Here is a 26,843-nt window from a genome sequence, read left to right on the forward strand (position 1 = left end):
GGCTCTCACGCCCTCACGGTGGTCAAGTAGTTGGCAGCCTCTCCGGACACCTGAGTCGCACTCTCACGCCGCGATCCGGGCTTTCAACTGTCGCAGATCACCTGGCGGACGAGTGTCGCGCATCAGTCGACGGAGGACAGCTGTGATCCGCCAGCAGATCCGTGACACATGTCCGCCAACTGATGTGCGACAGGCTAGAAGTCTTTCCACGTGTCGGAGCAGCGCAGAGATCTGCCGATGACAGTGCGGGCATGCGGAGAACCACCGGATCTACTGGCCGGGGGTTGTCGGATCCGGAACGTAGTGTTCGTAGAACAGGTGAATGGCGGCCATTCGAGGGCGCCACAGGGCGAGACGAGGAGTCAGGCGATGACGCGTCCGCGGCGCCTATGTCACACGAATCCGTCGCACTCAACTCGGGAGGCGTTGTGAAGCTCCTCCTCACCTCCGGAGGCGTTACGAACGAGAGCATCCGCGATGCGCTGGTCGATCTGCTGGGCAAGCCGATCTCCGAGTCCAGTGCGCTGTGCATCCCCACGGCGCAGTGGGGCCACCCGATGCTCGGGCCCACCACGGTGCGAAGCTCCGTCGCCGGCGAGCCCCCGTTTCACAGGATGACCAGCCTGGGCTGGGCGTCCTTGGGCGTCCTGGAGCTCACCGCGCTGCCCAGCATCGGCGAGGAGCGGTGGGTGCCCTGGGTCCGAGAGGCCGACGTGCTGCTGGTCGACGGCGGCGACACGACGTACCTGTGCCACTGGATGCGGGAGTCAGGGCTGTCGCGGGTCATGCCATCGCTGCCCGAGACGGTCTGGGTAGGGATAAGTGCCGGCAGCATGGTGATGACACCGCGGATCGGTGACGACTTCGTCTCGTGGCCGTCTGCCCCGGACGACCGCACGCTCGGGGTCGTCGACTTCTCGATCTTCCCGCACCTGGACCACGAGCAGATGCCGGAGAACACCATGGCCGATGCGGAGAGATGGGCCGCCGACATCGCAGGTCCGGCGTACGCGATCGACGACCAGACCGCCATCAAGGTGACCGACGGCACCGTCAAGGTCATCTCCGAAGGACACTGGAAGGCCTTCCCCGCATAGCCGTGGACTGCTATCGGATGTGCCAGCGCCCCTCCTGTGCGTCGTGCTGGGTCACACCGCCGACCGACGGCATAGCCCTGACCGCTCATGCCGCGAGCCCTGCCTTTCGGCTGTCGCAGATCACCTGGCGGACGAGTGTCGTGGCCACCAACAGTCCACGGTTGGTCTGCAGCGCGATGCTGACCTCCGCCGGTTGTCCCGCATCGGCGCACAACAGCTCGGTGAGTCGTGTGGACCCGGCGATGTCGTCGGTGAGCCGCGGAGGCCAAGCGGCGCCCTAATGGACAGTGCTCATGGCGCGACACCCCCAACCGTCTGCAGTCTCCAGCGACCGACGGGGCCACCGTCTTGACGAAGAAATCCAAGTCTCCAAGCGATCGAGCAAGCTCGACCCTTGACCCGCACCGGTCCAAACGCTGAGGTCGGCAGCTATCGGGGCGATGCGGAGGACTGCCCGCGCGCTTCACACGTACCTGTCAACAGCGAGCCAGGGTCGTAGCGGCGGACAGGAAAGCCCGGCGGACGAGCCCTAGCGGGGTGGGAAGCCTGGTTCAGCCGGTTCGACGGCTGGCTGGATTGGCGCTGTTCACTGGACGCGCAGGTCATCGACCTGCGTTTCGAACAGTCCTGGAGCGAACTCGAGCAGCGTGAGAGACAAAGTCAGCTCAGAAAGCCCTTCCTCTCTGGACCACAACGGCACATCGACACTGAACCTCGGCGCACTGCTCGACTCGACTCGATAGATCTCAACCGCGTTCCATCCATCCTCCGGCGGAGCTATCAGCGTTCTGCCGTAACGCTCTATCGCCGTCTGGATATCCTCTGCGCTCAGCCGATGTCCACGCGTCATGGCCTCGATTACGTCGTACTCCTGCCGTACGAGCAGGTCGACAACGATGCGGACGGTGGTCATGAGAGCAGTCATGGGAGCCGCCTGGTTTCCAGGAATTCGTAGCGAGCTGTCGAACGCCAACCCTAGAGGGCCCCCATGAAAAGGTGGTCCGCTCGAGGCCATGACGCGTGCAGAAACGGAGCACGGCAGGCGGGCCAACGAGGATCGCCCGACTACGCCACCAGGCGACCGGTGTTCGCGCTTGGGCGGTCTGTGCTGACGTCCTTGCGCCGAGTCGCAGCGAGGGCCTGGTTGCAGTAGCGGTTGCAGATCACCCCCGTGCACCAGTAGTCGGAGGGGTACCGCCCTGGCGGCGACCCCCACGGACGATCCTGAACGGTCGAGGATGGGCTCAGGTCGAACTTGAACCCCGCGGCCGAAAGGCATCCGGGTTCGAATCCCGTCCCGGGCACAGCCGGCTCTCACCAGCAGATATCACTCGCGACAAACCAATCGCGTTAAAAGCAAAGACTCTGCGGACGGAGGCGAACAGCTCCCAACCCAAGGATGGCCAAGCTCATACCTTGCTGGTCGGCACTGCTCAGGATCGTGGCTCTTCGGCGCGTCCGGCGGCTAGCTCTTCGGCGAAACGATATGTCGCCACGATGACTGCGCCGGTGGCGATGAAGCACGCCAACGCCCCCCAACCGACTACGCGTAGAGAAGGCAGTGTTGTGTCGAGCGCGGTGATGCTCGCCCACACCAGCGCGATGCCCAAGAAGGCGAACACGAATGCTCTGCTGGCAGCGGCCGTTCGCACTGGCTGCCGGCGTGCGATCAGTGGCATCAAGCCTCGCGCAGGCATGACATGACCCGCTGAGACGAAGGCTATGGCCGCCGCGAACGCGAGAACGAGAGGATCGTCGCCCGTGACTGCTGTTGCACCCAGGCCTGTAGCGAGAACCACCCCACCCAGGAACGCGAGAATGCGCTTCGACACAGCGCAGACTGTACGGCCAGGCTGGCCGTTGTCGCCAGTGACTCGACTAGGGCGTGTCTCCTTACTGGCGTAGCCAGGCGATGATTGCGCATAGGACGGCTCCTCCGCGGTAGGTGAGGGCGAGTTTGTCGTAGCGGGTGGACAGGCCGCGCCATTGCTTGAGGATGTTGAAGGATCGCTCGACGACGTTGCGGCCCTTGTAGGTCTCGGCGTCGAAGCGGACCGGTCGGCCGCCGCGGCGGCCGCGGCGTTGGCGGTGGGTTTGCTGGTCGGAGGGTTCGGGGATGACCGCGACGACTCCACGCGCGCGGAGCAGTGCACGGTTCGCGCGGGAGGAGTACGCCTTGTCGCCGAGGACGCGGTCGGGTCGGGTGCGTGCCCTGCCCGGCCCGATCCGTGGGACCGCGATCGCGGCGAGCAGGTAGGCAAACATCGGTGAGTCATGGCCCTGGCCGGGGCCGACGAGGATCGCCAGCGGCCGGCCCTTGCCGTCGCTGGCGTGGTGGATCTTCGTGCTCAGGCCACCGCGTGACCGCCCGATCGCATGATCAGGGGGTTCACCGCGCGGATTCTTGTAGTTCGATCGTTCCCCCTGTGCCGGCACCATCGCGCGGCAGGTTCGTCGCGTGCTGATGCGCGCGATTGATCGTCGAGTCCACCGACACGTCCCAGTCCACCTCGCCTATAGCGTCCGCCTCGGCCAGCAACCGCGCGTGGATCCGGTCCCAGGTGCCGTCGGCGCTGAACCTGCGGTGCCGCTTCCAGACCGTCTGCCACGGACCGAACGCCGCCGGCAAATCCCGCCACGGAATCCCGGTACGGAAACGGAACACGATGCCCTCGACCACCTGCCGATGATCACGAAACGGCCGCCCCCGCTGACCATCCGACGACGGCAGCAACGGCTCGACCCTCGCCCACTGAGCATCGCTCAACACAGCCACACGCGACATCCCACCAGCATCACCGACCAACCAGCCACCATTTAGGAGACACGCCCTAATCGGCGTAGTTGCAGCAGTAGCGCCTGATCAAACTCAAAGCCGAAAGGTGTACGGGTTCGAATCCCGTCCAGGGCACATCATGCTCTGACCTGAATAGCTGCTGCATCAGCAACGTAGGCCACAGCTTCAGCAGACTTGCCCTGGCGGCACCAGCGGTTGCTGTTGCCGAGATAATCATGCCCACAGCGCCTTCCGATCTTGGCGCCCCGCGATCGAGGGAGCTCGAACCTTGACCCGCACCGATCCGAACCTGGGATCGGCAGCTGGCGGGGCGATGCGAGAGGCCTGCTCTGCGAATCGCGACGCCACCGTCGTGGATACTCTTGCGCGTGGATATCGATGGATTTTGGCGTGTCGTTGAGTCTGCCAGGGTTGCAGCCGGTTCGGACGCGGATCAAGCTCGAAGAGACGGCCGGGCAAGTGCGGTCGCCGAGGCGTTGGTGGCAGAGCTCGCACGACTTCCTCGACCAGAAATCATCTCATTCGACCAGGTGTTTCGTGAGGTGCGCGCCCAGGCTGATACATGGAACAGCTGTGCTGCGTGCTGGATCATCGAGTACGGGTATCTCTCGGACGACGGATTCTCTGATTTCCGCGCAGGACTCGTCGGAATGGGCCGCAGCACGTTCGAGGCAGCTGTCAACGACGCTGACTCCCTGGCACGGCATCCCGCAGTACGAGAGATCAGCGCGACCACCGGCCGCGATCGATGGATTGGCGACGAGCGGCTGCTGGCCGCCGCGCCGTCAGCGTACGAGCTGCTGACTGGAGACGCTGACGCCTTCTGGGATGCCAGCGAAGCCGCCGCGGCAAACGTGGGGCGACCGGGCGGGCACCGAATGCCTGACGACGAGCGCTGGGATCTACTCAGTGAAGCCGAATGGAGCAACCGCCTGCCGAAGCTGAGCGAGCTGTTCGCGGATCGGCTCCGATCCAGCTGACGGCACCTCGACAGCTGTCGATGCCTAAGCGCGACCCGCGCCCATGACATGGAAGTACTAGCCGAGTCGAAGCGGTGGACAACCCGTCCGATGACACGTAACCGTCAGTCGTCGACGATCAACCACAGCACACAACGGCATCCGGTGCGACTTACGGGTCGGATTTCAGCCGTCAGCATCACACGTGGAGCAGCGGCAGCAACGAACGATCTCCACGCGGCGAATATCAATGAGATAAGGCCTTTCGGGCCACAACCAGCGGATCGGCCCGATCATCAGCGGACTCGGAGTTCGCCGGCATCCCTCCCGCTCGGAGGCCTACGCCTACTGGCACCATTGCCGCTGTGGATCTCAGGCGGCCTCGAGGGTGAAGAAGAGGAAGCATATGAAGGGCTCGCCTTCGTTCAGGGTGGGTGGGAGGAGTTGCGGAGGGGTGTTGGGGGCGGGGGGTGGTTCGCTGAGGGCGGCTATGCGGAAGCCTGCGGCGGTGAAGGCGTCTGTCATGGCGTGCAGGGGGCGGTGCCAGAAGGTCAGCCACACAGTCTGGCCGTCCATGACGTGGTCCTCGGAGTACTTGGTGACCGCGAAGTAGTTGGCCTCGGGATACACGATCGCGTAAGCGCTGGGATGGTTCACCGAAAGGATCAGGCGACCTCCCGGCTTCAGCACACGTCGCAGCTCAGCGAGAGGGCCGGACCAGTCCTCGAGGTAATGCAGGACAAGGGATGCGACGACGTCATCGAACTCGGCGTCGTTGAACTTCAGCGGCTCGCGGAGGTCCGCCACGTGCAGGTCGGCGTCTTCACCCAGCCTCTGACGCGCCAGGTCGAGCATGGCTGCGCTCGCGTCGAAGCCGGTGACCACGGCCCCCGAATCGCGAAGCGCAGCTGTCAACGGCCCTGAACCGCACCCAGCGTCGAGGATCCGGCGGCCCGAGACATCGCTGGCGAGGCGGAGCATCTCCGGGCGCTCGTAGTGCGCGTTGAAGAGATTGGACTCGTTCTGGGTCGAATATGCCCGTGCAAAGCTGTCGTAGTCAGTCACGTCGGTTAGCCCGCTCCCCTTCATCGGCTGCATTTCTCTCGAGGCCACACCCTTTGACGACGACAACAGGCACACGGTTCGATCGCACACATGCCGCGATTCGCGCGTCGACTGCCGCAGACCACGTGGCGGACCAGTGTCGCCAACTGAAGTGCGGCAGGCCCCTCAATGGCGAAGGCTGTCAGCGGTCAGGCAGACTTCTGGTTCGTGGGTGGTGTGATCGACGGACTCGTTCTCTTTGCGGCACCGCGGTCCGGCTATCAGGAGCGGGTGCTCGTTCCTCTCGACGTGCCCGGCCTGTGTTTCGTACCGGCAGCCGAACTCGGGGAACGGACGACGGACAAGGACCTGGTGCCAGGCTTCCTCGATCTGACGAAGGACCGTGCGGGAGAGGCGGTCCAGGCGTCAGCGCACGGGCCGATTCTCTACATTCACATGGAGTTCCACGGAGGCGAAGGAACTCACGACGCCGTCGGCTGGCAAGACGGTGAGGTCGCGTTCGGCCCGCTGTTCACCAGGACTCCCCGGGAACAGGCGCCCGATCACTATGCCGCCGTCCGCTCCGGACGCGATATGGCCATCAACGCAGGCTTGCGCTGGCTTGGTGTCACGGCTGCGGGCCTGGCGGACGAGTACGCAACCGTTGGTCTGGATCGCTACCGAATGGCTCGCCTCTGCGAGATAGGGAGTCCACCAGGCCGCGAGTGTCCGCACAGCCGCGTTCCGAGCTCGTGGCGAACGAGGGGGCAGGACGCCGGCGATGCACCTATCCTCGTTCGGGTGAACGAAGAGGCGGTCGGATGAGCCAGTACTACCGGGCTCGTGACATCCTGCTGTGGAACCCGTCATCGGGGGTGTCCGGAGTGTTTCGCGCCCGGGTCCGCCTGTTCGAAGACGAACTGTCATTGGCATCCGGCGTGGGGCCAATGGAGTCCGACGCGTGCGCAGTCGATGTGGAGCAATTCGGCACGTTCGCTGCGGCGCTCCTCACCTACCGTGGAACCTCGAACCACCAGATTCTCCGCGCGATGATGGACGGGTTCGTCATCACGGTCCTTGCCCTCGCCGAGCGAGCTGGTGTCGAGGTCCGGCCATCCGGCCTCGTCGGCCATCAACACGACGTCCAGGTTGGCCGTGGGCAAGCACCCTTTGCCGAAACCGAGGACGACCTGCGTCAGCGAGCGCATGCCATGCTCCGCTTCATGCCGCGCTAGGCGGCAAGCGCAGTCTCATGCCGCTGATCGCGCGACTCTGCCGATCTCAGACCGGCATCGCTGACAGACTGACTCCGTGCCAAGTCGCGAGGATCCGATGCTGCCGCATCTTGTCGATCTCTAGACAGAGTTTGACCCCGCGATCCATCGCGAGTACGACCCCATCGAGCTCGTCCCGTACGCGCTTGGAACCTCTGACTACTGGGCCGATCTGGCGCTCGGGTGGCTGGAGCAGAGGCTACCTGCACGAGAAATGACGCGCGCTTTGTTCGGGCTCGAAGAGCAGACAGCTCGACCCCAATCGCTGCGCCACCGAGCGCGGCGTGCACGGACGACTTCCTAAGCCGAACGCACGGACATGCCGCGGTCCGTGCTTCGGGGCGATCCCGCTCCTTTGACAGGTAATCGTCAGCGCTAGCTCGGCGGGCATTCCCGTTCGGAGCATGGCCGGCGGGGGAAAGACGTGATGTCGAGGATGCCGTGGAACTCTATTGGGTGCGGGCTTTGTGCTATCAGCGTCGCCAGTGTGGTCTGTGGGGCCTTGGAGCTGAGCGTGATGGCTACTGCGGAGAAGTCACGTTTGGTGCGGCTGAGGTAATGGTGCCCTTGTTGGTGGCCATGAGTGATTCGGGTGTTGGCTCCGGGACCTGGTCTTCAGGGTCCATTGGATCGCCCCCTGGGGATCGCCGCGAAGGCTGTCAGATCCAACGTAGAACGTCGCAGCGGAAAGGCATGCGGACCGCAAGCGGCGGGGCCGCTGTCGTGGCCGAAAGCTGGCAAGCCGCGGTTGGGCGGGAGCGGACGCCCAGACAAGCGGAGCGACGAGGGGTGCCGGCACGGTCGGCTAGTCGCCGGAGTGGCCCCAGAAGGTCAGTTCGGTGGGGGTGCCGTGGTCGTCGTGGAGGGTGGCGCAGCGGCCGACCCAGCGGGCTCGGGGGAGCTTGTCGTCGAGCTCGGCGGTGTGACCTCGGGTTGGTCGGTCTGTGCCGATGGCAGCTCGGACCTCGTCGGCGGTGGCCGGGATGATCGTGCCCTGGTCGTACCAGTCCCGCGGTTGGTCAGGGTCGACCACTCGGTGGATATCGAGGATGGAGTGCGTTCCCTCCTGGCGAACGTACTCGTCCTCGAACAGGTCTTCCAGGCGTGCAGGCCGGGGTGTTCGGTTGGCGGGCGAGAGGTATTCGCTGTCGCCGTACCACCAGTAGTCGCGATTGGAGAACACCTGCTGCCGCAGGTCCTGCAGGGCTTGGCTGAGGTCCTCCTGGTAAGGGACGAAGTATCTCCACTCTGACGCACCCATGCACGACTCCCTACTAGCTCGGCGGCAATCTCACCAGCGCGGAGCGACACTACAGGACTGCTGAGCGCGCTCGTCATGCCTTTCGTTCGGCGGGCTCTTCTTCGCTCGGCGCGGGGGCGGTCAACGCGCGGTTCTGCGTGGATGGGCCCAGGAGGCGCCAGCGGCGGTAGGGGTCTACAGGGCGGTGGGTTTCGATGTAGCCGCCGGATGGGAGGCGGACTACCTGGCCGGTTTCGATGCCGTGGGTTGCGATTTGGGCGTCGCTTGCCTGGAGGCCCAGGCAGATTCGGCGGGTGATCAGGAAGGCAGCGGGTGGGCCGAGGATCAGGAGGATCTGGAAGAGGTGGATGAGGGAGTTGACTGAGAGGTGGAAGAGGAGGGCCATGGTGTCGGCTGCGGCCGCGGCCCAGAGAACGCCGTAGAAGGTCATGCCGGCGACGCCGATGCCGGTTCGGGTCGGGTTGTGGCGCGGGCGCTCCAGGAGGTGGTGATTCCTGCGGTCGCCGGTGAGGCGTTCCTCGATCCACGGGTAGAAGGCGACGAGCGCCAGGAACAGCGTGCAGATGGCGACCGGCAGCAGTACGGCCACGGTGAAAGTCTTGCCCCACAAGACGAACTCCCAGCCTGGCGCCAGCCGGAGCGAGCCGTCCAGGAAGGCGAGGTACCACGCTGGGCCGACGCCTGCCGAGGCGTTCGCCGGGTCCGCAGGACCGTACAACCACACCGGGTTGATGGTCGCCGTCGCGGCCATCAGGATCGCGACCCCTGCGACGAAGCAGAACAGGCCGATGCTCTTGACCGCGGCCACGGCCGCCGGGCGTCCCACGACGTTGTCTTCCGTTCGCCCGGGTCCGCTGGGCTGCGCGGGCTGGCGCTTCAGCGCGAGGACCGCTCCGGCAACGAAGAGGCCGATCAGTACGGCGGGCAGGACGACGACATGCAACGGGTAGAACCACGCGATCACGTTGCCTGGGAAGTCTCCCCCGAACAGCAGGGCCGAAAGGGCAGTACCGACGAGCGGAGTCGCCTGCAGAACACCATCGAGTACGGCGAGGCTCATGCCGGACGCCATGTCGTCCGGCAGTGAGGTGCCGGTGAGCGCCGCGCCCAGCGTGACGATGAGCAGCCCGAAGACAACGAGCCAGTTCAGGCGCCGCGGCCGACGGAACCCGCCGGTGAAGAACAGCCGCAACAAGTGCAGCGTGATCGCCGCCACCATGATCAGCGTGGACCAGTGGTGGATCTGGCGGATCAGCAGTCCGCCGCGGATCTCGAAGGTGATCGCCATGGTCGAGTCGAGTGCCCGGGACATGCCGACGCCGTTCAGCGGTGCGTACGGTCCGTCGTACACAACGTGATCGACCGACGGTTCGTAGTACGCAGTCAGGAAGACGCCGCTGAGCACGATCATGACGAAGCTGTAGAAGGCGATCTGGCCGAACAACAGCGACCAATGGTCGGGGAATACTCTCGCTCGCAGGCTGCTCCATGGACGGTGCATGGCTCGACCTCCCTGGTCCTCCTCCACGCCGGCCGCAATCCGCGGTCATCAATACGACCCCGCAGCCACCCCTCCTGTGACGCCCCGTGTCGCACATCACGGTCACGCCCGCCCCAGGCCTGCCCCGTGCGTAGGATCAACGGCTGCACAGGGGCGTCGCACCGCGCCTCGTGACTGAGGGAGTCCATGCTGGGATGACGGCAGAGCGAGCGATGCCTACACAGGACGACGTGCTCGGGTACTTCGACACGCTGTCGAACTGGGGACGGTGGGGCGACGACGACGAGCGCGGCACGCTGAACCACATCACCGACGACGTCCGGCTGGCGGCGGCGCGGGCAGTGCGTCACGGCAGGAGCGTGTCGTGCGCGTGGGAGGTCGCCGTACCGGACGAGATGGAGCGGTCAACGACGACGTGCCCGTGCGCCGCCGACATGCCGGGTGCCGAGAACATGCCGGCCCTCTTCCGCAACGACCGGCGCTGGGGCTTCTCGAACGAGCGGCTCGGCATCATGTTCCACGGCAACACGATCACGCACGTCGACTCGCCGTGCCACCTCTTCTGGGACGGCAGGATGTACAACGGGCGGTCGCACGCGATGGTCGACGCGGCGACGGGATCATCGTGGGCAGCCGTCACCGCGGCGGCGAACGGGATCAACACGCGTGGTGTCCTGCTGGACGTTGCGAAGGTCCGCGATGTGCCGTGGCTGCAGCCGGGGCAGGGTGTGTTCCCCGAGGATCTCGAGGAGGCAGAGCGTCGCCAGGGCGTGCGGGTGCGATCCGGCGATGCGGTACTCCTGCGGACCGGCTACGGTCGCGCCCGGCACGAGGCCGGTGCGGCCGGCGGCGTCACGCAGGCCGGCTGGCACGCGTCCTGCCTGTCGTGGCTCCATGAACGGGAGGTCGCGCTGATCGGCGCTGACACTCCCCAGGACGTTCAGCCGTCCGGGTACGACGACGTGTTGATGCCGGTCCACGCCGTGAGTCTCGTTGCGATGGGTCTATGGCTGCTCGACAACTGCGACCTGGAGGCGTGCGCGGCAACGGCTGCCGAGCTCGACCAGTGGGACTTCCACCTCACAGTCGCACCGGTCCGCTTCGCCGGCACGTCCGGGAGCCCGGTCAACCCGATCGCCACCTTCTGACCGCATGCCGCGCACCACTCGGGCCGTCAGGTGAGGTCGGCAATGGATTTTGCTCGGGTGAGGACTGCGTCGAGCATGGGGGCGGTTAGTTTGCCGGTGAAGGTGTTTTGCTGGCTGGGGTGGTAGCAGCCCAGGACGGTGAGTGGGCCGATCTGGTGTTCTACTGCGTGGCCGAAAGGTGGGCGGGGTTTGGGGACGGGGAGGCCGGTTGCCGCCAGGGCGGTCAGGAGGGCGTCGTAGCCGAACTTGCCCAGGCAGATGATGGCTCGGGTGGTGGGAAGGGCCAGTTGGAGTTCGCGGCGGAACCAGGGGGCGCAGGTGTCGCGTTCGGTGGGGGTGGGTTTGTTGGCGGGTGGGGCGCAGCGGACGGCGGCGATCATGCGGGTCGCGATGAGGTGGAGGCCGTCGCCGGCGTGTTCGCTGGTGGCTTGGTTGGCGAGGCCGACGCGGTGGAGGGCGGCGAACAGCCAGTCGCCGGAGCGGTCGCCGGTGAAGACCCGGCCGGTACGGTTGCCGCCGTGCGCCGCCGGAGCGAGGCCGGCGATCAGGATCCGCGGCTCGGCGGCGCCCCAGCCGGCGATCGGGCGACCCCAGTAGGGCTGATCTTCGAACGACTTCCGCTTGCCTAAGGCAACTTCCTCCCGCCACTCGACCAGTCGCGAGCAGGCACGGCACACGGACACGCGTGCCTCGAGCTCCCCCAGCTCGTCGGTCTCCGCGAGGCGCAGTACGTCGGCAGCGTCCAGAGCCACCGGAGTACGTCGTACGGCGGGATCCTCCGGCCACCCCGTACCGGGCGGGACCGGGCTCTCGAACAACTCACCCGTCAACGGATGCGGCAGCTTCATCCCCTCAGACTAAAGACATGAGCGTCATAGGAGTCGTCGCATCGGCAGCCGGCGGAGTCGAACAGCTGCGCGAGCGCCTCGTCCAGCCGTTGATCGCCCGAGGCCACCAAGCAGCGGTGACGCTGACACCAACCGCAGCTGACTGGTTGGCACCGGCTGAGAGGCGGGAGCTGGAGCGGATCACCGGGCTGCCGGTGCGGTCGCAGCCCCGGCGGCCGGACGAGCCTCGGCCGCATCCCCTGGCCGACCTGTTCATTGCCGCGCCGGCAAGTGCAAACACAGTCGCCAAGCTGGCGCTCGGGATCGGGGACAACCAGGCGCTGACCGTGCTGTGCGAAGGGCTGGGCAGTACGCCGATGGTCGTCTTCCCCAAGGTGAACGCGGCCCACGCGAGGCATCCCGCGTGGGCCGGTCACTTGGACGCCCTCAGGTCGGCGGGCGTCGTCCTGGTCGAGTGGGAGTTGGTCGAGCCGCGGTCCGAGGATGGGCGATCGTTGCCCTGGGACCGCATTCTCGAGTCAGCTGACAAGCTCCTCTAGCGCGGGCTCGGCGGGGGCAGCGTGCTGGGCCCGGCGGGCGGCCGGGATTGCGAGAGCCAGCAGTACGGCGACGGCGCAGAAGCCGGCCAGGAGCAGGAAGGTGTCGGTGAAGCCGGACTCGGCGGGCAGGCCGCTGGTCTGCACGTGACCCGTGATGATCGAGCTGGCGATCGCCGTACCGATCGAGCCGCCGATGGTGCGGATGTTGGCGTTCATGCCGGTCGCGGCACCGGTCTGCTCCCGCGGCACGTTCTGCACGATCAGGCTGGTCATCGACGCGTAGGCCAACCCCAGCCCGAGGCCGAACAGCGCGGTCGACAGCGCCACCTGCCACGGCCTGTCGTGGAACTCGGCGAAGGCCACGGACGCGACCAGGCTGAGCGCCGACCCCCACACGACCTGCGCCTTGACGCTGAACCACGGCGCGATCGGCCCGCTCAGCGAACCGCTGATCGCCATCGTCACCAGCATCGGCAGCATCAGCAGCCCGGCCTGGGTCACACTCGACCCGAACCCGAATCCGGCGTCCGTCGGGATCTGCATGAACTGCGGCACGAACGCGTACACCGCGAACATCGCCGCGCCGAACAGCAGCGCCACCAGGTTCGTCGTCCAGACCGCCGGCAGCCGCATCATCCGCATGTCGATCAACGGGTTCCGCGACCGGACCTCCACGGTGATCCAGGCAACGAGCAGTACGGCGGCCGCCGCAAACAATCCGATTGTCGACAATGAGCTCCAGCCCCACGACCTGCCCGCGCTCAGCGGCAGCAGTAGCGCGACCAGCCAACCCGAGAGCAACACGGCCGCCAGCCAGTCGATCCGGCCCGGGACGCGATGCGGCGACTTCGGGATGTAGAAGCGAACGAGCACGCCGGCCACGGTGATCACGACCAGCGGGATCCAGAACAGCCAGCGCCACCCGAGCGCCTCGACGATCGGGCCGGCCAGCACGATCCCGAGCCCGCCGCCGACCGCGATGACGGCGGACAGTACGCCGACCACCGACGGCACGCGCTCGGCCGGGAACTCGTCCCGGATGATGCCGAACGCCAACGGGAACGCCGCCCCGCCCAGGCCCTGCACCACCCGGCCTGCGATCAGTACGCCGATGTTCGGGGCGACCGCGGCGATCAGACAGCCGACCGCGAGCGCAGCCAGCGCGATCAGCAGGGTGCGTTCCTTGCCGGCCATGTCACCGATCCGGCCGAGCAGTGGGGTCGCCACCGAGACCGACAGGAGCAGTGCGGTGAATACCCAGGTGACGGTGCTCGCCGTCGTACCCAGGTCGTGCTGGATGACCGGGAGGGCCGGGGTGACCAGCGACTGCAACATCGAGAACGCGGCCACGACGGTGGCCAGCACCGCCAGCGTGAGTCGCGTTGAAGTGCCATTTCTGCGCACGATTCTGGGCATGCAGAAGTCCTTCAAAGAGGTAGGAGTCCGCCGCAAGCGCGGCGTGCGAAGTCCCCGGCCTGGTAAAGTCGAGGTATGCCTCCACTATAACGGAGGCGTACCTCCGGTTCCAAGTCGATAGGGTGAAGTGTGGATCAGACCAGGCCGGCGTTGCAGGTCGACGTACGGCGGCCGCAGCGGGCCGACGCGCGGCGGAACTTCGACGCGCTGCTCGCCGCCGCCCGGGACGCGTTCGCGGCCAAGGGCGTCGAGGCGTCGCTCGAGGAGATCGCGCGCCAGGCCGGCGTCGGCATCGGCACGCTCTACCGCAACTTCCCGACCCGGCAGGACCTGCTGAACGCGGTCTACTTCGGCGAGATCGAGGAGTTGTGCATCGCGGCGGAGGAGGTCGCGGGCCTGCCGCCGTGGGAGGCGCTGACCACGTGGCTGCGCCGGTTCGTCGGGTACGCCGCCACCAAGCGGGCGATCTGGGAGTCGTTGAACCGCGAGTCGGAGAGCTTCAAGGCCGCTCGGGAGGCGATGTACGCGGCCGGGACGCCGTTGTTCGAGCAGGCGCAGAAGTCCGGCGACGCCCGCGCCGACGTGAACTTCGACGACGTACTCCGGATGGTCAGCGGCCTGACCGCGGGCAGTTTCGTCGACGAGGCCCAGCGCGACCGGGTGCTGGCGATCGCGCTGGACGGGATCCGCGTCCGCTGACCTGCGGACGCCCAGGCCATCACAATCAGGCCAGCTGGGCGCACGCGCGCTGCGCGACGCGAGAATCGGCGCATTGTGATGGCCTGGCGGTCCGGCTCAGCCGATGGAGAGCGCGACGCCGTCCAGGATGTCGTGCTCGGAGACCAGGACCTCGTCGACGGCCATCCGGTCGTAGAGCCGCTGCAGGATGAGCGCTCCGGCGCCGATTACGTCTACCCGGCCGGGATGAATCGACCGTACGGCGGAGCGCTCGGCGCGGGTGGAGTTCGTCAGCCAGGCCGTGGTGGCGCGGAGGTCGGCTCCGGAGATGCGGGCGTGGTGGATACGCGATCGGTCGTACTCGGGGAGGTGGAAGGCGACGGCGGCGACTGTGGTGACGGTGCCGGCGACGCCTACCAGGGTCCGGGCCTGGTTGATCGGCACTGAGGTGGTGTCGAGGAGGGCGTCGACGTCTTTGGTGATGGCGGCCAGCTCGGCGGGGGTTGTCGGGTCAGAACTGACGTGGCGTTCGGTCAGGCGGACGGAGCCGATGTCGAGGGATTCGGCGGCGATGACGCCGGTGGTGTTGCCGAGGACCAGTTCTGTGGATCCGCCACCGATGTCGGCCACCAGGTACGGGCCGGGGACGTCGAGTGCTTCGGTCGCGCCGCGGAAGGTGAGCTCGGCTTCCTCGGCGCCCGAAATGATGTCGGGCTCGACGCCGAAGCGCGCGGAGATGCCCCCGAAGAACTCGTCCCGGTTGCTCACGTCCCGCGCCGCCGACGTCGCCACGAACCGAGTCCGCACGACCCCCGCCGCCTGAATCACTCCAGCGAACTCGTCAGCAGCCGCGAACACCCGCTCCAGAGCCTCCGGGGCAAACGCTCCGGTCGCATCCACGCCTTGCCCGAGCCGCACGATGGTCATCCGCCGATCCACCTCGCGAAGCCGCCCGTCGACGAGGTCCGCAAGCAACAGGCGGATCGAGTTGGTGCCACAGTCAACCGCCGCAACCCGCATCACACCGCCCCCTGCGGGGGCGAGAAGAAGGCAGGGCCAGCGGGGGTGGGGGCCGGCGAGGGGTTGTCAGACACAGGGGCCTCGGTGGCCCCAGTCGTCCAGGGCTTGCAGGGTTTCGTCGCCCAGGGGGTTGGTGCCGGGGCCGGTGGCCAGGGAGTGGCCGGCCAGGACGTGGAGGCACTTGACCCGGGTGGGCATGCCGCCGGCGGAGATGCCGGCGATTTCTGCTACGTGCTCGATGGATTCGCGGTGGGCGAGGTAGGAGTCGTGGGCCGCGCGGTAGGCCGCCGCGAGTTCAGGATCCTCGGCCAGGCGGTCGGTCATCTGCTTCATCAGGCCCTCGGCCTCGAGGGTGCCGATGGCGGAGGCGAGGCGCGGGCACGTCACGTAGTACGTGGTGGGGAAGGGCGTGCCGTCCGGCAGCCGGGGCTCGGTTTCGACGACGTCGGGGAGGCCGCAGGTGCAGCGGTGAGCGATCGAGCGGATCCCCCGCGGGGTCCGGCCGAGCTGCCTGCCGATCGCCTCGATGTCCTCCGGGCCGACGCTGTCTTCTGGGCTGACGCTCAACGGGTTGCCTTCGGCGACGGGGTGAGGATGGGTTTCGGGGTCGGCTTGGCCGGGGTCGGCTTCACCGGGGTCGTGGGTTTGCCGGCGCCTTCGACGCTCCCCCACAGCTTGGTGTACCAGGTCGGCTGCTCGGCTTCCGTCGAACCGTCCGAGGGTGTCGCGGGCTCCGGCGGCGCGCCGACCGGCTTGCCGTCGGCGCCGATCACCCGGTAGCCGACCTCGCCCGGCATCACCCAGCCGAGCCGCTGCCGCGCCTGCGCCTTCACGTAGGCGTCATCGTCCCAGCGGGCGATCTCGTCGTTCAGCTCGGCGACTCGCTTCTCCCGGTCGCGGATCTCCTGCTGCAGCGCGGTGATCTGCTGGTGCTGGTCGAACCACACCCGCAGGCTCTGCGCGTACGACACGATCAGCGCACCGAGCACGAGCAGCACGACAGCCGCCCGGCCGGTGAGATTGCGGGAGCCGCGGGTGCGGGGCGGGCCGGGCGTGGTTCCCGTCGTACGGCGTTTGGGCTGGTCGCCCCGCCGGGCCGGTGGACGCGACTGGGTCCGGCTCGACGGACGCGAGCCGGGGCGCGAACCGGATTCCCGACGGGGCGGCACGTCAGGTCAGCCCTTGAACCGCGGGAAGGCCGAGCGGCCGGCGTACTTCGCCGCGTCGTCGAGCTCCTCCTCGATCCGGAGCAGCTGGTTGTACTTCGCGGTCCGGTCGGACCGGGCCGGGGCGCCGGACTTGATCTGGCCGCAGTTCGTCGCGACCGCGAGGTCGGCGATGGTGGTGTCCTCGGTCTCGCCGGAGCGGTGGCTCATCATGCAGGTGAAGCCGCTGCGGTGGGCCAGGTCCACCGCGTCCAGGGTCTCGGTCAGCGAGCCGATCTGGTTCACCTTGACCAGCAGCGAGTTCGCCGCCTTCTCGGTGATGCCGCGCTGCAGCCGCTCGACGTTGGTGACGAACAGGTCGTCGCCGACCAGCTGTGTCTTGGCGCCGAGCTCGGCGGTGATGGCCTTCCAGCCGTCCCAGTCCTCCTCGTTCAGCGGGTCCTCGATCGAGACGATCGGGTACGACGCGACCAGGTCGGCGTAATACGCGATCATCTCGTCGGCCGACTTCTTGCCGCCCTCGAACGCGTAGACGCCGTCGGTGTGGAACTCGCTCGCGGCCACGTCCATCGCCAGCGCGATGTCGGTGCCCAGCTGCAGGCCGGCCTTCTCGATCGCGATCACGATCAGGTCCAGCGCGTCCCGGTTGCTGGCCAGGTTCGGCGCGAAACCGCCCTCGTCACCGAGGCCGGTGGACAGGCCGCGCTCCTTCAGCACCGCCTTCAGCGCGTGGTAGACGCCCGCGCCCTGCATGACGGCCTCGGCGTACGTCGGCGCGCCGATCGGGGCGATCATGAACTCCTGCACGTCGACGTTGCTGTCCGCGTGGGCGCCGCCGTTGAGGATGTTCATCATCGGCACCGGCAGGACGTGCGCGTTCGGGCCGCCGACGTAGCGGAACAGCGGCAGGCCGGTCGAGTCCGCGGCCGCCTTGGCGACGGCGAGGCTGACGCCGAGGATGGCGTTCGCGCCCAGCTTGGCCTTGTTCGGGGTGCCGTCCAGGTCGAGGAGGGCCTGGTCGATCAGCCGCTGCTCGTGGACGTCGTACCCGACGATCTCCTTGTCGATGTCCTCCAGGATGGCCGTGACGGCCTTCTGGACACCCTTGCCGCCGTACCGGGCCTTGTCGCCGTCACGGAGCTCGACGGCCTCGAACTGGCCGGTGGACGCGCCCGACGGCACTGCGGCCCGGGCGACGGTGTCGTCGTCGAGGAGCACCTCGACCTCGACAGTGGGGTTGCCGCGCGAGTCGAGGATCTCGCGGGCGCCGACGGCCTCGATGGTGGCCACATTGACTCCCAAGTTCTCGATGACGAATCGGTTCTGAGCCTAGCTGGCAGACCAGCGGGCAGGGTGGACTGTGTCCTCGCTAGCCCACCCCACCGCCCCGGTCAGGGTCGGCCTCCACGATCGCATCAGGTGGCACGAAGCGCGTCAGTAACACTCCGTTGGGAGCCCGATAGACGGCCAAATCACCTGGATCCACACCCAGCAAGACTTCCACAGCTGACCGCCTGCCGACGTGGCTGTTCTTGGACGGTGCCAAATGGACATGCGTACGCCGTCCCGGCAGCAGCCCGTGCGCCTTGATCCCGTCCAATGCCTGGTACGTCGTCCCGTGCCAGAGCAGGTGGTCGGGGTGGACCCGTTCCCAACTGTTCTCCAAGGCTTCACGTGTCACCGGCATCCCGTCCAGCGAGTGCCCCTGACAGGCCCGGATCAGCTCCCCGTCGACCTGCAGCCGCTGCTTGTCGTTCTGCTCGACGGCCGCGTCGAGGGCTGGCCGATCCATCGCCAGCACCTTCAGGACCTCCCCGATCGAGGCCCACCCGTCCGCACTCATCGTGAGGCCGCGCTCACCTGCTGTGTGCCTGAGCAGCCTGGAGATCCTCCGGCTGTCCCTGCTCACACCAACATCCCCTTCAGCTCCTCCACCCGCTCCCCCACGTCGTCGCGCGTCACGATGTAGTACCGCACCGGCGGCAGGTCCTTCACCGGGATCTTCCGTACGGCGCTCGACACCTTGACCGACCCGTTGACCACGGCCGGACCCACTCCTAGACGGACGAAGTGGACCAGCAGTTCCCACCCCTCCGCCTCCACCGCGACGGACCACCGGATGCCTTGGTCCAGCATGCTCCGCTCCAACTGCTGCCGATGCGGACGCCCCTTCGGCGGTACGACGAGCGCCTCGTCCTGCAGATCCTTCAACCGCACGCTCCGCCGGTCGGCCAGGCGGTGATCGGCCCGCGTGATCAGGGTCTGCGGGTACTGCGCCAGCAGTGTGCACTCGAGGTCGTCCGGCGGCACGGTGAGCGCGGTGACTCCGAGGTCCGCTGTGCCTTCGCGCACCGCTCGGAGCGTCTCGCCGGCATCGCCGGTGCGCAGTCGCAACTCGCGGCCCCGGGCCAGGTATCGCCGGACTGGATCGCCGAGCAGGTACAGGTAACTCCCCGATCCCGCGATCAGGACGAGCGGTCGCGGCGGAGCGGCGTCCAGGGTGGTGAGGAAGTCGGCGGCGCGGTCGCGCGTCTCGTTGGCGAACGCGGCGAGCCGCTCCCCGGCCTCGGTCAGGCGAAGCAGCCGGCCCTGCTTGGCGTAGAGCGGCCGTCCCAAACGTCCCTCGAGTTTGCGGATGCGGGTGTGCAGCGCGGGCTGGCTGACGTGCAGTTCCTCGGCGGCGCGGGTGAAGTTGCGGTGCTGCGCGAACACCGCGAACGCTTCCAGATCCTCCGCGACGAGTTCCATTGGCAGAAACTATAGCTGGCGGAGTGATTACTAGTTCTGCTGAAGAGTTACCGCGGTCAGCCTGGTGACATGAACAGATGGGGAATCGACATCGGCCGGGTGATCATCGACGGATCCCACGGCGCCGGTGACACGTCGTTCTTCTCCGGCGACACCGTGGCCATGCTGCGGACCCCCGCCGTACCGGGGGCTTTCGAGGCGATCGCGCGGCTGGTGCCGTCGTTCGAGGACGCGTGGCTGGTCTCGAAGTGCGGGCCGAGGGTGCAGCAGCGGTCGCTGGAGTGGTTGCGGCACCACCGGTTCTTCGAGCGGACCGGGATTGCCGAGGGCAACGTCCGCTTCTGCCTGCAGCGACCGCAGAAGGCGATCCACTGCGCCGAGCTCGGCATCACGCACTTCGTCGACGACAAGCCGGACGTGATCGCCGCCATCACCCCGGTGGTGCCGCACCGCTACCTGTTCAAGAACTGGCGTGCCACCGAGGAGGCGATCCGGCGCGACCTAGGCTCCGAAGGCGCGGCGGGCGTCGTCGAGCCCCTTGCGGTTCTCGGCCGGGTCGGCGATCCCGGTCCGGACGTCGTTTGAACACCGCCACGCGAAGTACCCGGCCTGCACGGCATACCGCACCTGCAGGAACGCGTCCAGCCCGCCCGCGACCTCGTCCCGCAACTCCGGCCGCTCCTCCAGGTACGCCGGAACGACGACAGCCGGCCCGCCGACGTACATGACGGCCGAGGCGAGGTCGTACAGCACCGGCCCGTGCATCGCCGAGCCCCAGTCGATCAGCCCGACGGTCCCGTCCCCCTGCCGCAGGAACGCCTCCGGCGCCGGATCCCCGTGCAACCAGGCCCACGTCAACGCCCCGAGCCGCCGTACGCCGTCCAGCGCGCCTTCCACGGCCGGCCGGATCCAGGGCTCGAGGTCCAGCCACGGATCGAGCTGCGTCACCAGTTGGAGCCAGTCCTCCAGCTCGCCCGCGGGCTCACGGGACATTCCGTGCACACGTCCCAGCAGATCGCCGACGGCGCTCGCATCGGCCTGGGTCAGTGGCTCCCCGTCCACGAACTCCAGCAACCCGATCTGCCGACCGTCAACGCGCTCGACCAGTCGGCCGGCGTCGCTCGGCAGCGGCCGACCTGTCACCAGCCCGGCGTCACTGAGCCGCGCAGCCAGCTCCAGGCCGGGTGCGAACGCGCCATCGCCGGCATCGACCGATTTCAGCACGACCCGGCGGCCGTCGACCGCGGCGGACCAAGCCGCCGAGTTCATGCCACCCGTCAGCGCCTCGAAGTGAGTTGCGGCCAGACCCCAGCGGTCCTGCAGAAGCTGCGCGATGTCCACCGGCGTCACCCTGCCAGCGCCCCGGCAGCAGCGCACCCGGTTTTAGGCGCGGACCGCCAGCCCATCACAACAGGCGGGCGGGGACCCCAGGCCCCGCACGCGGCCGGCCAGCGCGGCCGATTGTGATGGCCTGGGCGTCCGGCACTCCGCCTCAGCCGGCGGATTCGGTGGTGCGGATGTCGTCGGCGAGGTGGTGGACGGTGGTGCGGAGGGCCTGTTCGGCGTCGACGCCGAGCGTGCGCGCCTCGCGGACGAGCTCCAGGAGCTGCGCGCCGATCCGGTCGGCGTCGGTGGTCGGCTCGGTGGGCTCGGCGTCGGCGGGGAGGAGTTTGGCGGCGCGGCCGAGGACCTTGTCGGCGAGGGCGAGTGCCGGGAGCGCCAGCGGGATGCCTTCGAGGACCGAGGAGCGCTGCTTCTCGGCGGCCTTGATGGTTTCCCAGTTGGCTTCGACGGCAGCGGCGTCGGCCGCATCGACTGTGCCGAAGACGTGCGGGTGGCGGCGGACGAGCTTTTCGACGATGTCGGCAGCGACGTCGTCGATGGAGTAGCCCTCGTCGGGGTGTTCCTCGGCGATGCGGGAGTGGAACGCGACCTGCAGGAGAAGGTCGCCGAGCTCCTCGCGGAGGTGGTCGCGGTCGCCGGTGTCGATCGCTTCGAGGGTCTCGTAGGTCTCCTCGAGCAGGTACTTCGCCAGGCTCTCGTGGGTCTGCTCCTGGTCCCACGGGCAGTTGCGCCGCAGCCGGTCCATCACCCGCACGAGGTCGATCAGCCGCGCGCCCGGTACGTCGTACGAGCCGTGCAGGATCTCCACGTCGTACGACGGCCGCGGCTCACGACTCACCTGGTCGGCCACCACCCGCAGGAGCCCGGGCTCGCCGTCCTCCCCCACCAGCCAGGCAACCTGGCGACCCTGCCCGGCCGCTGCCGAGAGCCAGGCCCAGTGCTCTGCAACTCCACCGTCAACCTGCGTGACGACAACGCCAGAGCCCACCAAGGCCTGCACATCCGGCCGCAGCGTACCGGCACCGGCGGCGCCGACTGCGTCAGCGGATGCGAAGGCTTGCCAGGCGGCGCGGGTGAGGAGGCCTGGGGCCACTCGGGGGCTGGTCAGGACGACCTTGATCGCGCCGCCCGTGTCACCAGGCATGCAGGGGCCTCAGCCCTGGCCCTGCTGGGCGTTCTCGGCGGCTTCGCGCTTGGCCTTGGCCTGGGCGGACTCCTCGGACAGCGAGCCGGAGATCTTGTTGTCGATCGCGCCGTCGGTCCATTGGCCGAAGCGCGGCGAGATCTCGACGTTCACGTCCTTGGAGGCTTCCTTGACCAGCTGGATCCCGGCCTGCTGCGCCTGCTGCACGTTCGGGTCCTTGACGCCGCTGCCGCCGCCCAGCTTGATGGTGGCGACCGCGGACGCGGCCACCTCGTGCAGGAAGCCGCGCGCCACCGGGTCCGCCTCGAACTTGGCGAACGCGGTCGGGTCGTTGACCACCAGCTTGGCCGCCTCGGCCGTCTCGGCGTCGCTCACGGTGATCGACCGCTGCTCGCTGACCTGCGACACCAGCGCGTTGTTCACGAGCTCGCTCAGCGCGACCGCGGTGCTGAACTGCTGCCCGAGCGCAGAGCTGACCGCACGCGAGGTCTCGTCGACGTCGCCGACGGTGATCTCGGTCTCGCCGACCACGGCCGCCGCACCCGGGTGCGTCCCCGCCGCGCAGCCGCCGACCAGCAGCACCGACGCCACTGCCGCACCGATGGCCCGAAGCCGTCGCCCTCTGCTCACCGAAAGTCTCCTCGTCTTGTCCGTCGAACCTACACCGAGGCCCCGACCGGCTCGGCGATCACGTCGTCGATCAGCCGGGTGCACCACTGCAGCAGCTCCTGGTCGCGGAGCGGCTGGCCGGCGACCGGCCGGGTGGCAGGTCTCGGCACCAGGATGGTACGCAGTTGCGGCTTGACCAGACTCTTCGGGTACAGCCTGTTCAGCCGCAGCACCTTCGAGTCGGGCAGCTCGACCGGCCCGAACCGGATCAGATTGCCCTGCAGCGTCACGTCGTGCAGCCCCGCCCGGCGGGCGTGGGTGCGGAACTTCGCCACCTCGATCAGGTTCAGCACCGGCTGCGGGATGTCGCCGTACCGGTCGTGCAGCTCCTCGACCAGCTCGGCGATGCCGTCATCGTCACGTACGGCGGCCAGCCGCTGGTACATCTCCAGCCGCAGCCGCTGCGACGGGATGTAGTCGTGCGGCAGGTGCGCGTCGACCGGCAGCTCGATCTTGACCTCGGGCTCCTCGGCCTGGGTGTCGCCGCGGTACTCCGCGACCGCCTCGCCGACCAGCCGGACGTACAGGTCGAAGCCGACGTCGGCGATGTGCCCGGACTGCTCGCCGCCGAGCAGGTTGCCGGCGCCGCGGATCTCCAGGTCCTTCATCGCGACCGCCATGCCGCCGCCGAGGTCCGCATGCTGGGCGATAGTGGCCAGCCGGTCGTGGGCGGTCTCGGTCAGCGGCTTCTCCGGCGGGAAGAAGAAGTACGCGTACGCGCGCTCGCGGCCCCGGCCGACCCGGCCGCGGAGCTGGTGCAGCTGGGACAGCCCGAGCAGGTCGGAGCGCTCGACGATCATCGTGTTCGCGTTCGAGATGTCGATGCCGGACTCGACGATCGTCGTACAGACGATCACGTCGGAGCGCTTCTCCCAGAAGTCCTGGATGACCTGCTCGAGGGTGTGCTCGTTCATCTGGCCGTGCGCGACGCTGACCCGCGCCTCGGGGACCAGCTGGCGGATCCGGGCGGCCGCCTTCTCGATCGTGTTCACCCGGTTGTGGACGACGAAGACCTGGCCCTCGCGGAGCAGCTCGCGCCGGATCGCGGCGGTGATCTGGCCTTCCTCGTACGCGCCGACGAAGGTCAGCACCGGGTGCCGCTCCTCCGGCGGGGTGGCGATCGTGGACATCTCCCGGATGCCGGTGATCGACATCTCCAGCGTCCGCGGGATCGGCGTCGCCGACATGGTCAGTACGTCGACCGCCGTCCGCAACCGCTTCAGCTGCTCCTTGTGCTCGACGCCGAACCGCTGCTCCTCGTCGACGATCACCAGGCCGAGGTCCTTGAACTGCATCTCGCCGGACAGCAGCCGGTGGGTGCCGATCACGACGTCCACGGTGCCGTCGGCCAGCCCGTCCAGCGCGGCCTTGGCCTCCTTGTCGGTCTGGAACCGCGACAGCGGCGCCACGTTCACCGGGAAGGCGGCGTACCGCTCGGCGAAGGTCGCGTAGTGCTGCTGCACCAGCAGCGTCGTCGGCACCAGTACGGCGACCTGCTTGCCGTCCTGCACGGCCTTGAAGGCGGCCCGGACGGCGATCTCAGTCTTGCCGTAGCCGACGTCGCCGCAGACGATCCGGTCCATCGGGATGACGCGCTCCATATCGCGCTTCACGTCGTCGATGGTGGCCAGCTGGTCCGGCGTCTCCACGAACGGGAACGCATCCTCGAGCTCGCGCTGCCACGGGGTGTCGACCGCGAACGCGTGCCCCTTGGTCGCCTGGCGGGCGGCGTACAGCTTGATCAGCTCGCCGGCGATCTGCCGGACCGCCTTGCGGGCGCGGCCCTTGCGCTTGGCCCAGTCGGCGCCGCCCATCTTGTCCAGGGTGGGCTGCTCGCCGCCGACGTAGCGGGTGACCTGGTCGAGCTGGTCGGTCGGCACGTACAGCCGGTCGCCGGGCTGGCCGCGCTTGCTCGGGGCGAACTCGATGACGACGTACTCGCGGGTGGCTTTCTGGGCGCCGGAGCCGACGGTCCGCTGCATCATCTCGACGTACCGGCCGACACCGTGCTGCTCGTGCACGACGAAGTCGCCGGGCTGCAGCTCGAGCGGGTCGATGGTCTTCTTCCGCCGGCTCGGCATCCGTTGCTGCGAACGCCGTTCGGCCGCCGACCGCTGACCGGCCAGGTCGTTCTCGGTGAGCACCGCGAGCTTGATGCCGTCGGCAATGAACCCGTGGTCGAGCTGGCCCTGCGAGATCAGGACGACGCCCGGCTCGGGGATCTCCTCGATGCCCTCGACCGCACGGGCCGGCAGCTCAGCCTCGGAGAACACCTCGGCCAGACGTTGCGCCGGACCGTGGCCCTCGGTGACGCAGACGACGCGCCAGCCGTCCCGCAACCAGCCGCGGATGTCCTCGACGGCAGCCGAGGTCTCACCGCGGTACGGGTCGACCTCGTGCGCCTCGATGGCCCGGCTACGGACCGCACCGGCCTCGGTGTCGATGTCGAACGCGACCCGCTCGCCCATCGAGTCCCGCAACTCCGGGCCGTCGGTGGGCGCGGCCGCGAACGGCGACATGCTCCACCAGGCCAGGCCGTTGCTCAGCGCATGCGACCGGACATCGCCGAGTGACATGTACGCCGCCGCGCCCAGGTCGATCGGCGCCTCGCCACCACCGGCAGCAGCCGCCCAGGACGCCTCCAGGAACTCCTGGCTGGTCGCAACCAGGTCATGTGCACGCGCCCGCACCCGCTCCGGATCGCTGACGACGACATGTGTGCCGGCTGGCATCAGGTCGACCAGCAGCTCCATCTCGTCGACCAGCACCGGCGCCAGCGACTCCATGCCCTCGACGGCATGCCCCTCAGCCAGCTTCTCGAACAGCTCGGCGAGCTCCGGGTGCTCCTTCGCCAGTACGGCGGCCCGCGACCGGACCTGGTCGGTCAGCAGCAGCTCGCGGCACGGCGGGGCCCACAGGCCGTGCTCGGCGATCTCCAGCGAGCGCTGGTCGGCGACCGCGAAGTACCGAACCTCCTCGACGTCGTCGCCGAAGAAGTCGACCCGCAGCGGGTGCTCCTCGGTCGGCGGGAACACGTCGATGATGCCGCCGCGGACCGCGAACTCACCGCGCCGCTCCACCAGGTCGACCCGGTGGTATGCCGCCCCGGCCAGCGCCTCGACGACCTCCTCCAGCTCGACCGTGTCGCCGACATGCAGCTGGACGGGCTTCAGGTCGGCCAGACCGGCGACCTGTGGCTGCAGCACGGACCGCACCGGCGCGACCAGGATCTTGATCGGCCCGGTCGTCTCGTCCGACGGGTCCGGATGCACCAGACGGCGCAGTACGGCTAGCCGCCGGCCGACCGTGTCCGACCGGGGCGAGAGCCGCTCGTGCGGCAGCGTCTCCCAGGCCGGGTAGTACGCGACGGTGGCGGGGTCTACCAGGCACTGCAGGGCCTCGGTGAGCTCCTCCGCCTCGCGGAACGTCGCGGTGACCGCGAGCACCGGTCGATCGGCGCCGTTCTGCTCAGCGGCCAGCGCCGCGAGCAGGACCGGGCGGATCGGGCCCGGGGCGCTCAGGTCGAGCGCAGTGACGGTGTCGGTCTTGGCATCGCGAACGGCCTCGGCCACCACCGGATCGGTGACCAGGGTGTCGACGAGGCCGCCCAGTTTCACGAGTTGTACTTCCCTTGGGTTGCTTCCAGGCCGTCGGTGAGCAGTGACTCGACCGCGTCCGCGGTCCGGTCGACGGCGAAAGGAAGGTCCTTGCGCTCGGTCGAGGAGAACTCGTTCAGGACGAAGTCGGCGGGGTTCTGCCGGCCCGGTGGACGACCCACACCGAACCGGACTCGATAGTACTCACCGGTGCCAAGCGATTTCCGCAGCGACTTCAGCCCGTTGTGGCCGTTGTCGCCCCCGCCGAACTTGGCCCGCAGTACGCCGAAGTCGATGTCCAGCTCGTCGTGCACCACGACCAGGCCGGTGGGCTCGACCTTGAAGAACTTCAGCAGCCCGGACACCGGGCCGCCGGACTCGTTCATGTACGAGCGCGGCTTGGCCAGCACGGTCCGGATCCCGCTGATCCGGGTCTCGATCACCTCGGCCCGGACCTGCTTGTGCTGCTTCCACTTGCCGCCGGCCCGGGCGGCCAGCTCGTCGGCGACCAGGTGGCCGACGTTGTGCCGGGTGCGGGCGTAGGAAGGGCCGGGATTCCCCAGTCCGACGACCAACCACACGTCGTCCGCCACG

The 26,843-nt window shown here is 68.2% G+C and carries 26 protein-coding genes and 1 pseudogene; 8 read left to right on the plus strand and 19 right to left on the minus strand.

Features of this window, described 5'->3' with window-relative positions; all coding sequences use genetic code 11:
- The first annotated feature begins 428 nt into the window (after positions 1-428).
- The gene (locus ACIBGM_RS22110; protein ID WP_396386613.1) at positions 429-1,097 is read left to right on the plus strand and encodes a Type 1 glutamine amidotransferase-like domain-containing protein; all 669 of its coding nucleotides are present in this window, start codon (positions 429-431) and stop codon (positions 1,095-1,097) included.
- A gap of 586 nt (positions 1,098-1,683) precedes the next feature.
- Here ACIBGM_RS22110 and ACIBGM_RS22115 read toward each other — a convergent pair.
- The 3 genes and pseudogenes from ACIBGM_RS22115 to ACIBGM_RS22125 form a co-directional block, all read right to left on the minus strand.
- Complete coding sequence (locus ACIBGM_RS22115) at positions 1,684-2,010, minus strand: hypothetical protein (protein ID WP_396386614.1); 327 nt, start codon at positions 2,008-2,010, stop codon at positions 1,684-1,686.
- 520 nt (positions 2,011-2,530) lie between these two features.
- Entirely contained in the window at positions 2,531-2,929 is a 399-nt protein-coding gene (locus tag ACIBGM_RS22120) for a hypothetical protein (protein WP_360539088.1), read from the minus strand.
- A gap of 61 nt (positions 2,930-2,990) precedes the next feature.
- Positions 2,991-3,882: pseudogene (locus ACIBGM_RS22125) on the minus strand (IS5 family transposase).
- Between the two features lie 380 nt (positions 3,883-4,262).
- On the opposite strand from ACIBGM_RS22125, the gene ACIBGM_RS22130 reads away from it, so the two are divergent.
- Positions 4,263-4,874: a DUF4240 domain-containing protein gene (locus ACIBGM_RS22130; protein ID WP_360536991.1), complete on the plus strand. Its 612-nt coding sequence runs from the start codon at positions 4,263-4,265 to the stop codon at positions 4,872-4,874.
- 351 nt (positions 4,875-5,225) lie between these two features.
- Here the strand turns inward: ACIBGM_RS22130 and ACIBGM_RS22135 are convergent, their stop codons facing one another.
- Entirely contained in the window at positions 5,226-5,951 is a 726-nt protein-coding gene (locus ACIBGM_RS22135; RefSeq protein WP_360536989.1) for a class I SAM-dependent methyltransferase, read from the minus strand.
- Positions 5,952-6,086: 135 nt separating this feature from the next.
- On the opposite strand from ACIBGM_RS22135, the gene ACIBGM_RS22140 reads away from it, so the two are divergent.
- Together ACIBGM_RS22140 and ACIBGM_RS22145 are read left to right on the plus strand one after the other, a co-directional pair.
- A complete protein-coding gene (locus ACIBGM_RS22140) occupies positions 6,087-6,722 on the plus strand; it encodes a hypothetical protein (RefSeq protein ID WP_396386615.1) in 636 nt (211 codons plus the stop codon).
- The gene (locus tag ACIBGM_RS22145) at positions 6,719-7,132 is read left to right on the plus strand and encodes a DUF6086 family protein (protein ID WP_360536985.1); all 414 of its coding nucleotides are present in this window, start codon (positions 6,719-6,721) and stop codon (positions 7,130-7,132) included. Before ACIBGM_RS22140 ends, ACIBGM_RS22145 begins: the two co-directional genes overlap by 4 nt.
- Before the next feature lie 844 nt (positions 7,133-7,976).
- On the opposite strand, the gene ACIBGM_RS22150 is transcribed toward ACIBGM_RS22145, so the two are convergent.
- Positions 7,977-8,432 carry a hypothetical protein gene (locus ACIBGM_RS22150; RefSeq protein WP_360536983.1) on the minus strand — a complete coding sequence of 152 codons (456 nt, stop codon included), beginning with the start codon at positions 8,430-8,432 and terminating at the stop codon, positions 7,977-7,979.
- 73 nt (positions 8,433-8,505) lie between these two features.
- Positions 8,506-9,933: a cytochrome bc complex cytochrome b subunit gene (locus ACIBGM_RS22155; RefSeq protein ID WP_396386616.1), complete on the minus strand. Its 1,428-nt coding sequence runs from the start codon at positions 9,931-9,933 to the stop codon at positions 8,506-8,508.
- A 194-nt stretch (positions 9,934-10,127) separates the two neighbouring features.
- Here ACIBGM_RS22155 and ACIBGM_RS22160 point away from each other — a divergent pair, with 194 nt between their 5' ends.
- Entirely contained in the window at positions 10,128-11,081 is a 954-nt protein-coding gene (locus tag ACIBGM_RS22160) for a cyclase family protein (protein WP_396386617.1), read from the plus strand.
- A gap of 26 nt (positions 11,082-11,107) precedes the next feature.
- Here ACIBGM_RS22160 and ACIBGM_RS22165 read toward each other — a convergent pair whose 3' ends face one another.
- Positions 11,108-11,929, minus strand: coding sequence for a uracil-DNA glycosylase (locus tag ACIBGM_RS22165; RefSeq protein WP_396386618.1), 822 nt, complete (start codon positions 11,927-11,929; stop codon positions 11,108-11,110).
- A gap of 17 nt (positions 11,930-11,946) precedes the next feature.
- Here ACIBGM_RS22165 and ACIBGM_RS22170 point away from each other — a divergent pair, with 17 nt between their 5' ends.
- Positions 11,947-12,468 carry a flavoprotein gene (locus ACIBGM_RS22170; RefSeq protein WP_396386619.1) on the plus strand — a complete coding sequence of 174 codons (522 nt, stop codon included), beginning with the start codon at positions 11,947-11,949 and terminating at the stop codon, positions 12,466-12,468.
- Here the strand turns inward: ACIBGM_RS22170 and ACIBGM_RS22175 are convergent.
- Complete coding sequence (locus tag ACIBGM_RS22175; RefSeq protein WP_396386620.1) at positions 12,448-13,884, minus strand: MFS transporter; 1,437 nt, start codon at positions 13,882-13,884, stop codon at positions 12,448-12,450. The two genes, ACIBGM_RS22170 and ACIBGM_RS22175, sit on opposite strands and share 21 nt — an antisense overlap.
- A 129-nt stretch (positions 13,885-14,013) precedes the next feature.
- Here ACIBGM_RS22175 and ACIBGM_RS22180 point away from each other — a divergent pair, with 129 nt between their 5' ends.
- Positions 14,014-14,583: a helix-turn-helix domain-containing protein gene (locus ACIBGM_RS22180; protein ID WP_360536971.1), complete on the plus strand. Its 570-nt coding sequence runs from the start codon at positions 14,014-14,016 to the stop codon at positions 14,581-14,583.
- 96 nt (positions 14,584-14,679) lie between these two features.
- Here the strand turns inward: ACIBGM_RS22180 and ACIBGM_RS22185 are convergent, their stop codons facing one another.
- The 6 genes from ACIBGM_RS22185 to ACIBGM_RS22210 all read right to left on the minus strand — a co-directional run bounded on the left by ACIBGM_RS22185 (position 14,680) and on the right by ACIBGM_RS22210 (position 19,496).
- Positions 14,680-15,585, minus strand: a complete 906-nt coding sequence (locus ACIBGM_RS22185; protein ID WP_396386621.1) for an exopolyphosphatase — start codon at positions 15,583-15,585, stop codon at positions 14,680-14,682.
- A 63-nt stretch (positions 15,586-15,648) separates the two neighbouring features.
- Complete coding sequence (locus ACIBGM_RS22190; protein ID WP_396386622.1) at positions 15,649-16,149, minus strand: DUF501 domain-containing protein; 501 nt, start codon at positions 16,147-16,149, stop codon at positions 15,649-15,651.
- Positions 16,146-16,751: a septum formation initiator family protein gene (locus tag ACIBGM_RS22195; RefSeq protein WP_396386623.1), complete on the minus strand. Its 606-nt coding sequence runs from the start codon at positions 16,749-16,751 to the stop codon at positions 16,146-16,148. The genes ACIBGM_RS22190 and ACIBGM_RS22195 overlap by 4 nt, the downstream gene beginning before the upstream one ends.
- Before the next feature lie 6 nt (positions 16,752-16,757).
- Entirely contained in the window at positions 16,758-18,038 is a 1,281-nt protein-coding gene (gene eno / locus ACIBGM_RS22200) for a phosphopyruvate hydratase (RefSeq protein ID WP_396386624.1), read from the minus strand.
- 79 nt (positions 18,039-18,117) lie between these two features.
- Positions 18,118-18,657: an RNA 2'-phosphotransferase gene (locus ACIBGM_RS22205; protein ID WP_396386625.1), complete on the minus strand. Its 540-nt coding sequence runs from the start codon at positions 18,655-18,657 to the stop codon at positions 18,118-18,120.
- Positions 18,654-19,496, minus strand: a complete 843-nt coding sequence (locus ACIBGM_RS22210; protein WP_396386626.1) for a LysR substrate-binding domain-containing protein — start codon at positions 19,494-19,496, stop codon at positions 18,654-18,656. The genes ACIBGM_RS22205 and ACIBGM_RS22210 overlap by 4 nt, the downstream gene beginning before the upstream one ends.
- A gap of 69 nt (positions 19,497-19,565) precedes the next feature.
- Here ACIBGM_RS22210 and ACIBGM_RS22215 point away from each other — a divergent pair, with 69 nt between their 5' ends.
- Positions 19,566-20,081, plus strand: coding sequence for a hypothetical protein (locus ACIBGM_RS22215; RefSeq protein WP_396386627.1), 516 nt, complete (start codon positions 19,566-19,568; stop codon positions 20,079-20,081).
- Here the strand turns inward: ACIBGM_RS22215 and ACIBGM_RS22220 are convergent.
- The 5 genes from ACIBGM_RS22220 to pth form a co-directional block, all read right to left on the minus strand.
- The gene (locus ACIBGM_RS22220; protein ID WP_396386628.1) at positions 19,998-20,837 is read right to left on the minus strand and encodes a phosphotransferase enzyme family protein; all 840 of its coding nucleotides are present in this window, start codon (positions 20,835-20,837) and stop codon (positions 19,998-20,000) included. The two genes, ACIBGM_RS22215 and ACIBGM_RS22220, sit on opposite strands and share 84 nt — an antisense overlap.
- A 151-nt stretch (positions 20,838-20,988) precedes the next feature.
- Positions 20,989-21,984, minus strand: a complete 996-nt coding sequence (locus ACIBGM_RS22225; RefSeq protein ID WP_396386629.1) for a MazG family protein — start codon at positions 21,982-21,984, stop codon at positions 20,989-20,991.
- Positions 21,985-21,993: 9 nt separating this feature from the next.
- A complete protein-coding gene (locus ACIBGM_RS22230) occupies positions 21,994-22,614 on the minus strand; it encodes a hypothetical protein (RefSeq protein WP_360536953.1) in 621 nt (206 codons plus the stop codon).
- A 29-nt stretch (positions 22,615-22,643) separates the two neighbouring features.
- Complete coding sequence (gene mfd / locus ACIBGM_RS22235; RefSeq protein WP_396386630.1) at positions 22,644-26,270, minus strand: transcription-repair coupling factor; 3,627 nt, start codon at positions 26,268-26,270, stop codon at positions 22,644-22,646.
- Positions 26,267-26,842 (minus strand): aminoacyl-tRNA hydrolase, encoded by a 576-nt coding sequence (pth, locus tag ACIBGM_RS22240; RefSeq protein WP_360536949.1) that lies wholly within the window; start codon positions 26,840-26,842, stop codon positions 26,267-26,269. The genes mfd and pth overlap by 4 nt, the downstream gene beginning before the upstream one ends.
- Position 26,843 lies beyond the last annotated feature (1 nt).

Origin of the sequence: Kribbella sp. NPDC050470, assembly GCF_044458365.1 — a bacterium.
Classification (GTDB): domain Bacteria; phylum Actinomycetota; class Actinomycetes; order Propionibacteriales; family Kribbellaceae; genus Kribbella.